Raw genomic sequence first — 8,522 nt, 5'->3', positions numbered from 1 at the left:
TCGTCCTCGACCGCATTGCCGATCATCCGATCAACAAGATCGACGATCTGCTTCCCTGGAATATTGACATCCAAGCCTCTTTCCCTCCCAAGAACTGAAAACGTTCTTCCGTCAAGGTAGCCGTGGCTAGACGCTTACCAGGACACTTCAAATATCAATCTATCAAAGGAACCTCAAGCTGCCTCCTCCCTCTCCGCATCATCACGCTTTGCCGATTTATGCGTTTCTTCGTTCGCGCCGAGTTTCCAGTAGCTGGAAATGTACATTTCGCGTTTGTCGATGGCGCGGTCGTTGCGGAAGTGGTGGCGGAGTTTTTGCATGCCGGTAAACTCGCACGCGGCCCAGACCGAGGGTTTGCCATCGGCCCAGTTCAGTGCGGTGACGACATTGTGCAGCGCGTCGCTGTTGGTACCCGGATGGGGGTTGATGACCCAGTGGATGGTGACGTGTTCGGGTTTGCTTAAGGGCTGGATATCGGCTTCGCTGAGCACTTCGATTACGGCGTAACCCCGAGCATGTTCGGGTAATTGCTCGAGATTGACCGAGATGGCGGGCAGGGCCGTCATATCGCCGACAATCATGATCCAGTCTGCTGCAGGGTCGAGCTGCTTTTTGGGGCCGGGGCCGCCGATGGTGATTTTATCGCCCGGTTGGCAATTAATCGCCCAGCGTGAAGCAGGGCCGCCATCTTCGTGCAGGACAAAATCGATATCGATTTCATCTTCGCGCTGGGCACGCACGGTGTAGGTGCGCAGCATCGGTTTTTGCTGGCCGGGGGTGTCAAACATCAGTTTGACATAGGCGCTGGGCTGGTCTTCGGGGAAAGTGTTCATACCCTCACCGCCCAGGGTGATGCGCAGCATGTTAGGGGTGACGCTGGATTTACGGATCACGTCAAACTGCCGCGGAGCTGGTCTTGCCGGTCTTGCTGGTTTTGGCATTGTGATCTCCTTTCGAGGTGTTCGGATTTGGTGTCGGCCTAATCTGTGGCTTATTCCGCCAGATTGGCGCTCATGATATTGGCAAGGCGGCTGAAATCGGCGATTTCGGCGGGCGAGAGCCCTTCGGCCATGCGTGAGGCGGCGATTTCTTCGATCTCTTTGATCCGCTTGATCATGTGGTGCCCCGCCGGGGTCAGATGCAGGATGTTGCTACGTTTGTCGCCGGGGTGCTGATGCTTTTCAATCAGGTTTTGGGCCAGCAAATCCTTGATCAGGCGGGTCACCTGGCCTTTGTCGCGTTTGGTGCGCGATGACAGGGCAAGAGGCGTGCAGGCTGGCATTGCACTGATGCCTTTCAATGTCCGTATATGCGAGATGGCGAGCGGGATTTCAGCCTGATGATAGGCTTGGCGCATGGCCCGTTTATAGGCATGCAGCAAGGTATGCAGGGTTTCGCCAATCGTTGTTTCGGGCATAAGAAGGCTCCGTTATCACGCGAGGTAATCATTGCATCTGGCGGCGTCAATGCCGCCAGACGGGTTTGGTCGGGCATTATGAAATGATGCCGACCTGCCAGGCACGGTTGCGAATGGCACTGGTGCAGGCCGAAAACAGGGCGAAACCCGCGGCTGTATACATCAGAAGGCCAAGGTTGAAGCTGGTGCTATACGATATGAGAATGGCCGCCAGAGCTGCACCGCTGGACTGTCCAAGCAGGCGGGCGGTAGAGAGCAGGCCGCTGGCCGCCCCGCTGCGTTCACGCGGCGCACTGGTCAGCATGATACGGTTATTGGGCGTTTGAAACAGGGCGAACCCGGCACCGCAGATCATAAGCGCGATGATGACGGTATAGTTGCCCGCATCGCTGGGCAGCCAGACAGTAGCGCACAGGCCAATGGCAAAAATTGTCATGCCGATGGCGGTGAAGGGGGCGGCTGAATATTTATCGGCAAGTTTGCCTGCCAGCGGGGCTGTTAGCGCAGTTGCGACCGGCCACGGCGTGAGCAAAAGGCCGGTTTTAACGGCACTATAGCCAATGACATCGTGAAAGAAGAACGGTAGCGAGACAAAGGCGATAAACTGGGCGTTAAAGCCGCAGATGGACGAAATGATCGAGCCTGCAAAAACCGGGCGTTTGAGAAGGTCGATCGGCAAAAGGGGATTGGGGCGCGAGAGCTGGCGACGGGCCAGCAAAATACCGGCAATAATCGCGATGGTAAACTGCCCGGCAATCAGCATAGTATTGTTACTGGTGCCAATGCTGCCCAGGGCGGAGATCAGGAAACCGAAGCTCAGCACATTTAACAGCGCACTGCCATAGTCAAACCTGGTCTGGTTCAGCTTGTTGTGGGGCAGGGTGAAATAGCCCATGCCAAACGCGGCAATCGAGAGCGGCACATTGATTAAAAACAGCCAGTGCCAGCTTGATACCGCCAGTATGGCCGAGGCGATGGACGGTCCTGCCGCGGCTGAAATAGCAACCACCATCGCAACGCGGCTGATGCCCTTGCCCAGTTGATTGATCGGCATGATATGGCGCACAAGGGCTGCGTTAATGCTCATCAGTGCCGCACCGCCAAGGCCCTGAAGCAGGCGGGCGAAAGTCAGCATTTCGATGGTGGGGGAATAGGCGCACAGGATGGAGGCAGCACAAAACACCACCAGCCCGGCGAGATTGATTTTGCGAAAACCGATGGCTTCGCCCAAGGCCGCAAGCGGTAGCAAGGCCACCACCACAGCGAGCTGATAGGCCGTTACCACCCAAATGGCATGGGCCGGGCTGACATGCTGGTCATGGGCGATGGTGGGCAGGGCCACATTCATGATCGAGCCATCAAGAACCGCCATCATCACGGCAAGCGAGATGGTGAGAAAGGCCAGGGCACGTTGGGGTTGGGGCAATCCATCTTCGTGGATGACCGGAGATTTTGTCATGCAGAAATTCCTGAAACGGCGCACATATGCTGTGCTGCCTGTTATGTTTTCGGGGTGACGCATTGTCGTATCGGGGACTGTTTCAGGTGTGAAAACCTGATGAACATGTCGGAAGGGGCGAAATGCCGGGGTTTGAGGTTGGCGTGTTGTTGATATAGTCAACCAATAAGAAAGATGGTTGATAAAGTCAATGATAATAATTCTTAACTGTGCGTTTTCATGAATCTGCAGTATTGCCAACTGGTTGGCATATGGCTTTGCGGTGAACCCGCGCAAAACCACAACCACCCCGACAGTGTATTGCCGGGGTGGTGTTAGTAAATTGTACGTTTGGGCGAAATTTTGGCCGGGTTAATTGACGAAATCGAATTTATCGACATCGAACAGGCCGCGATCCGTCATTTTTAAATGCGGGATCACGGGCAGGGCCAAAAACGCGACCTGAAGGAACGGTTCAGGCAACACACAATCAAGCGATTTGGCGGCTTTGCGCAAATGTTCCAGATTGGTTGCGATGGTCTCGAAGGGTTCCTCGCTCATTAATCCGGCCACGGGCAGGGCCAGGTCGGCAGTGATTTTGCCATCCTCGGCCACGGCAAATCCGCCACCCATTTCGATCAGGCGGTTTACGGCCAGGGCCATGTCGGCATCATTGGCACCCACCACAGTAATATTGTGGCTGTCATGGCCGACGGACGAGGCGATAGCGCCTTTTTTAAGGCCAAAACCGGTAACAAAACTGCGGCCGATATTGCCGTTTTTGCCGTGGCGTTCAATCACGGCAACTTTAATGACATCGCGCTCAAGATCCGGCATCAGGCCGTTTGGGGTGACTTCCAAGGTTGCTTCTTCACGAAAGGTCAGGATCAGGCCGGGTTTAACGCCAATCACCGGTGTCTGGTTCTGGCCCGGTTTGGGCGCACAGATGAAGGCATCACCCGTTACCGGCTTTGCCTTCATCGATGACAGCCCGACGGCAGGCACCAGTTCACGCGCGGCGAACAAGTCGGGTGTGACCCGTTTGCCACCCGCGAAAACGTCGCTAACGGAGCAATCTTCCAGACTATCGAGCAAGACAATATCTGCCCGCCAGCCCGGGCCGATCAAACCGCGATCCTTGAGGCCGAAAATACGTGCCGCCGAATGCGATGCGGCGCGATAGACATGGTGCAATGGCCGTCCCTTGGCGATCAGGCGGCGGATTAATGCATCAAGGTGGCCTTCCTCGGCGATATCAAGCGGGTTGCGGTCATCGGTACACAGGGCGACGAAGCTGGATGTGTTTTCATCCAGAATTTCAGCCAAGGCTTCGAGATCCTTCGAGACAGATCCCTCGCGGATCAGGATCGCCATGCCTTTTGCCAGTTTTTCGCGTGCTTCATCGGCCGTGGTGGCTTCGTGATCGGTGCGAATTCCGGCCGCCATGTAACCGTTAAGGGCCGTGCCGCGCACCAGCGGCGCGTGGCCATCCATATGCCCGTCCTGAAAGGCTAAAAGCTTTGCCATGATGCCGGGGTCAAGGTTAAGCACGCCGGGATAGTTCATAACCTCGGCCAAACCGACCACTTTGGGGTGGCTGCGAAATGGCAACAAGTCGTCAATTTCAAGCTGCGCGCCTGATGTCTCAAACGATGTGGCTGGCACGCAGGACGACAGATTAACGCGGATATCCATAATCGCGCGTTCGGCACTATCCAGAAAATATTTAATGCCGGGTGCGCCCAGCACATTGGCAATTTCGTGCGGGTCGCACAAAACCGTGGTGACACCGTGGGGCAACACGCAACGGTCAAATTCCAGCGGGGTGACGAGCGAGCTTTCGATATGCAAATGCGTGTCGATAAAGCCGGGAACGGCGAAACGCCCGGTGCCATCAATTTCGACATCACCGCGGTACGATGCGTGGGTGCCGACAATGCGGTCGCCGACAAGGGCGATATCGGTAACGGTTACCGCCCCGGTCATGACATCGAGCAAGCCAACATTGCGAATGACAATATCAGCCGGAACCTTGCCCTGACCGGCAAGAATACATTTTGAAAGCCGGGAATGATCCATCGCGCTGTCCTTTTATCTTTGTGGCGTGCAAGTGCCCTGCGGCATGCCGCCAGAAATGGTTCTGTCTTATATGGGACAGCATTAGACGATCCGTCGCAAGGGGGCGAATATTTTATGTGTTTTTGTTTGAACAGGCACGGGTATGGGGCGCGTTTTGCGGCCTTGCGGAATGCTTTTTTATCAACGGGCCAATGAATGGCTCGTTGGTGAAGCGGCATTTTTACGAGGTGTAAAATGAAAAATATATCGATATTGATGGGTGTTGGATTGTTCTGCGCACTGATGCTGCCAGCAAGCAGCCAGGCGGCTGAAGGTTGCACCAAGGCATCAAATTATCAGGAGGAAGGCGGGCTTTCGGGCTGGCCCAAGCGGGTTAAAAGCTCGGCCAACAAAACGCTGCGCGATGGCTATGCCAACGGCACCTGCCTGTGGCTTAAAGGGCAGCATTCCGGGGGCACAACCCCGTCCGGTGCGCCTGATAACACCCATGTTACCGTAACCGCGAAAAGCGGGGGTGTTGCGTGCCACGTATTTAAAAAATCATCGACCAATACGTCGCCGTATTTTACCACAACCTGCTTTTGAGCAAGCCTGCGGGGCGGCCGGGTTTGGGGCCGCCCCGCAATTTGGCGGCTAATGCACCCGGTAAATATCGTAATGGATGGTTTTTTCATCGCCGAAATCGGCATGGTCGGGGATATAGGGCTGGGGCGATGAATGATCGACCAGCGACCATGTGCCGTCATCGCTCAATGCTTGCAATGTTGCAGAAAAGTCGCCGTCATACAGGTCGACACGATGGCTGAAAACAATGATGCCATCGGTGATCACAAGCCGCGAAAATTCGCGCATTAATCCTTCAACATTATCAACATAGGTCAGCGCGCCAATACATTGGGCGGCGGCAAAACTGTTGGCGGCAAAATCGAGTTGCCGGTTCATGTTCTGAATTTTCAGGGTCTGGTAACAGGCCTTGGTTTTGGCCTGTTTTAGCGATTCCGGCGAAATATCAATGCCGGTTATGTGCGAAAATCCCTGGTTCGATAATTCCAGCCCGGTCAGGCCGGTGCCGCATCCGGCATCGAGGATCGGGCTTTTGGCGTGCAGGCCTTGTGTTGTCATTATTTGGGCCGCCCGGGCCGGGGCCTGATAGCCCATCGCCAGCAAATCCTTTTCATAGGATGTTGCCCATTTGTCGTAATAGGCGGCAAGGGCCTCGGGGCTGGCATGGGTCATATTGACCAGATCGGAAGCGGTATTGGAAACAGAATTATGGCTGGTGTTGCCATCGCTGGCATCGACCATTTTTCACCTCACTGATTTGATTGCGGATTGTTATTTTTGAGGGGTTCAGTAACGCACAGCCACGCCGGAATAGCAAGTTGGCCGCAAAACCGGGTCTTCGCCGCCATCCGCCACATTGTTATTTAGAATGCCATCAAAGTTTTATCAAACTGTCACAGGCCAGCGCTAAAGTCCCCGCACTGCCTGTTCCTGATCAGGGGCTTGCGGGCGCATCTTTCCATATCGGCCTTTTTCCCGTCTTCAGTTTGTTATTCAAGGATCATAGACATGAATAGCCCAACCGGCATTTCCCGCCGTTCGTTGCTTGGTATTCTCGCGGGCGCACCGTTCCTGCCATTGCTTGAAACATCGGCACTTACCATGATTGGTGGCTCGTCTGCTTTTGCAGCCACCAGCAAAAACCGGGTTAAATCGATTGAATTTGTTGGCATGACCGCACCGATGAGCGATGCCGAACGTGCCACCACCACTGTTAATTCCGGCCTGATTGCCACCTATGAAAATGGCGCTACCCAGAACTTTAAACTGGGTTACAAGCCGCTTTTCATTACTGGCGATGAAGTTTCGGACGGCAAGGGTGGCAAAATTGTTGCCGGTGGCTATCGCGACATCAACAACAAACCGATCATTGATGAAAGCGCGCCCGACAAACGCCAGTTCTTTTCCGATTGCCCCGATGGCTATAGCCTGATCAAACTTGATGGCGCCAAAGTAGCGGGTGTAAAAGGCAATACCGTGTTTGCCGTGGTTCAGTTTGAATATACCTCGCGCGCATTTGATGGCACCGACATGTATGGCAAACTGCCATCGCCGATTGCCGTTCTGACCTTTGATCAGGACCCGAAAAGCGGCGAGCTTAGCCTGGTGCAGTACCACCCGGTTAATACCAGCAGCGTGCATGGCCTGTGGATCACCTGTGCTGCCAGCCTGTCGCCGTGGAACACCCATTTGTCGTCTGAAGAATACGAGCCGGACGCCACCAAGGCTGCCGCCTCGGAAGAATTCCAGACCTATAGCAAAAGCCTTTATGGCGACCCGAAAAAAGCCAACCCCTATCATTACGGGCACCTGCCCGAAGTGGTGGTGAATGCGGACGGTACTGGCGAGATTAAAAAGCATTTCTGCCTTGGCCGTATTTCGCACGAACTGGTTCAGGTTATGCCCGACCAGCGCACGACCCTGATGGGTGATGACGCCACCAATGGCGGCCTGTTCATGTTCATCGCCGACAAGCCAACCGACCTGTCATCTGGCAAACTTTACGTTGCCCAGGTAAACCAGCGCGACGGTGTTGACCTTGATAAAGGCGGCAAGTTTGATCTGAAATGGATATTGCTCGGCCACGCCACCAGCGACGAAATCAAGGCCCTGGCCGACAAGCTGACCGCTTCTGACATCATCGACGTTGCCCTTGAAGACCCGAAAGACGACAGCTTTACCGCCATCCAGTTTAGCGGCAAACAACAGTGGGTTCGCGTTAAGCCGGGCATGGAAAAGGCTGCGGCTTATCTTGAAACGCACCGTTATGCCCCGATGGCCGGTGGCACGCTTGCCTTTACCAAAATGGAAGGCACAACGGTTAACGCCAGGGACAAAATCGGTTATTCCGCGATGTCCTATATCTATAAATCCATGAGCGACGGCAAAAGCGGCATCAAGGTTGACCAGATCAAAGCCGGTGCTGTTTACGCATGGCCGATGACCGGTGGCCAGACCGATACCGAAGGCAATGCGATTGACAGTGACTGGGTCCCGGTTCACATGGCAGCGGTGCCGGAACTAGTAGGCCAGGACCTTGCAACCCCGGATGAAATCGGCAACACCGCCGATATCAACCACATTGCAAACCCGGACAACATCAAGTTCTCCGAAAAAATGCGCACCCTGTTTGTGGGTGAAGACAGCGGCAACCACGTTAATAACTTCCTGTGGGCCTATAATGTCGACACCAAAAAGCTGGACCGCATCCTGTCTTGCCCGGCTGGTGCGGAATCAACCGGTTTGCACGCCGTGGATGACATGAACGGCTTTGCCTACATCCTCAGCAACTTCCAGCACCCCGGTGACTGGGAAAAAGGCCTGCATGACAAGGTTAAAGCCAACCTTGAACCGCTGATCGACGCCAATTACCGCGACCGTTTTGCCGGTGGCGTTGGCTATATCCACGGGATTCCTGTCGAAAGCTAAGATAAAGGCTGCGACCTGATTTTTGATGGCTGGCAAGGCTGGTTTGGGGGGCGTTTTTCGTCGCACAACCGGCTTTGCCAGCCGTTCTTGTTTGGG

General features: G+C 54.8%; 7 protein-coding genes. 2 read left to right on the top strand and 5 right to left on the bottom strand.

Going from position 1 to position 8,522, the window contains the following annotated elements:
- Positions 1-173: 173 nt before the first annotated feature.
- The 4 genes from TMES_RS14025 to ade form a co-directional block, all read right to left on the bottom strand.
- Positions 174-941: a siderophore-interacting protein gene (locus TMES_RS14025; RefSeq protein WP_085583549.1), complete on the bottom strand. Its 768-nt coding sequence runs from the start codon at positions 939-941 to the stop codon at positions 174-176.
- Between the two features lie 50 nt (positions 942-991).
- Positions 992-1,417, bottom strand: a complete 426-nt coding sequence (locus TMES_RS14020) for a MarR family winged helix-turn-helix transcriptional regulator (protein WP_085583547.1) — start codon at positions 1,415-1,417, stop codon at positions 992-994.
- 76 nt (positions 1,418-1,493) lie between these two features.
- Positions 1,494-2,876 carry an MFS transporter gene (locus TMES_RS14015; RefSeq protein WP_085583545.1) on the bottom strand — a complete coding sequence of 461 codons (1,383 nt, stop codon included), beginning with the start codon at positions 2,874-2,876 and terminating at the stop codon, positions 1,494-1,496.
- Between the two features lie 351 nt (positions 2,877-3,227).
- Positions 3,228-4,934, bottom strand: a complete 1,707-nt coding sequence (ade, locus tag TMES_RS14010; RefSeq protein WP_085583543.1) for an adenine deaminase — start codon at positions 4,932-4,934, stop codon at positions 3,228-3,230.
- A gap of 234 nt (positions 4,935-5,168) precedes the next feature.
- On the opposite strand from ade, the gene TMES_RS14005 reads away from it, so the two are divergent.
- The gene (locus TMES_RS14005) at positions 5,169-5,519 is read left to right on the top strand and encodes a hypothetical protein (RefSeq protein ID WP_085583541.1); all 351 of its coding nucleotides are present in this window, start codon (positions 5,169-5,171) and stop codon (positions 5,517-5,519) included.
- Positions 5,520-5,567: 48 nt separating this feature from the next.
- Here the strand turns inward: TMES_RS14005 and TMES_RS14000 are convergent, their stop codons facing one another.
- Positions 5,568-6,239, bottom strand: a complete 672-nt coding sequence (locus tag TMES_RS14000; protein ID WP_085583539.1) for a class I SAM-dependent DNA methyltransferase — start codon at positions 6,237-6,239, stop codon at positions 5,568-5,570.
- 267 nt (positions 6,240-6,506) lie between these two features.
- Here TMES_RS14000 and TMES_RS13995 point away from each other — a divergent pair, with 267 nt between their 5' ends.
- Positions 6,507-8,426 carry a PhoX family protein gene (locus tag TMES_RS13995; RefSeq protein WP_085583537.1) on the top strand — a complete coding sequence of 640 codons (1,920 nt, stop codon included), beginning with the start codon at positions 6,507-6,509 and terminating at the stop codon, positions 8,424-8,426.
- Positions 8,427-8,522 lie beyond the last annotated feature (96 nt).

Origin of the sequence: Thalassospira mesophila, assembly GCF_002115755.1 — a bacterium.
Lineage (GTDB): Bacteria > Pseudomonadota > Alphaproteobacteria > Rhodospirillales > Thalassospiraceae > Thalassospira > Thalassospira mesophila.
Note: the sequence above shows the minus strand (reverse complement) of the source record. Positions and strands in the feature narration are given on the sequence as shown.